We start from the raw sequence: 916 nt of genomic DNA, 5'->3' as shown, positions 1-916 counted from the left end.
CCTCAGCGGCGGTCACTCCCGCCCGGTTCTCGGCGAGCGACTCGAGATACGCTTCACACGTCGCGGAGTACATCCCGTCGATCCGCAAGAACGTCCGGGAGTCATCCGAGTCGGGCAGACCGTGTCCGTCCGGTGTCCGCTCGGGTGTGGACCGGTCGACGTCGGGCGGGTCGGCAACTCCGAGCGTCGCATACACGTCGTGACACCCGCTCGAGCAGAACGCGCGCTCACCGGGTGCTTCAAAAGAGGACGACTGAATCGATCGACCGCACAAGGAACACTCGTTGCTCATACTGCGACGGGCGCGACTCGTTTCCTCAGTCGGACAGCGCGCAGACCCGAGCGAGCATCACGGCACATGCTTCTTTCATACAGTAGTAGTGAAATTGTAATGAGACGGTTGATCGTACCCACGTACGAGGCTCACGTTTATGTGACCATCGCTCTCTATCGAACGGCACTCCGTCCGGAGATCGATGCGAAATCAACGGGTCATATATCCGATCTCGTCGTGCGCCTGGGAGCGTGCGACCACGTCTCGTCTCGACTGCTCGTCCCGGGTTTCGTCCGTCGCACCGCTCGCAACGGCGTATTCACGACGAGTGGAACGAACGGGCCCCGTGGTCGTCCTGCCACGCAAACGCGTGGAGACGGCGGGTTTCGACGCGCCGGAGCCGGCGACCGTCGTCACTTTCGCCCGTCGTGAGCGTCCACGCCGCACCGTCACATACCCACTCGTACTAGGCTACTACATGTAACTGTGAGCGAACTCGAAATCGACGCCGACACCACGGCCGTCCCGATCGCCGGTCCGCAGATCGACGTCCCGAAGCCCGAGAGCGAGGCGTGAGACGAGGTCGGCGAGACCGTCGTGGAGAACGCCGTCGTCGACGAGTTTCGTCGGATCCGCGACGCC

Annotated in this window: 1 pseudogene; it reads right to left on the bottom strand. The window is 63.0% G+C overall.

Annotation, left to right across the window (positions count from 1 at the left end):
• Window positions 1–292 (bottom strand): annotated as a pseudogene (locus EXE44_RS21170) (cation-transporting P-type ATPase); the annotation flags it as partial.
• Window positions 293–916 lie beyond the last annotated feature (624 nt).

Origin of the sequence: Halorubrum sp. SS7 (assembly GCF_005435055.1) — an archaeon.
Classification (GTDB): domain Archaea; phylum Halobacteriota; class Halobacteria; order Halobacteriales; family Haloferacaceae; genus Halorubrum; species Halorubrum salinarum.
The sequence above is the reverse complement of the archived record's forward strand: the minus strand, read 5'-3'. Positions and strand labels throughout refer to the sequence as shown.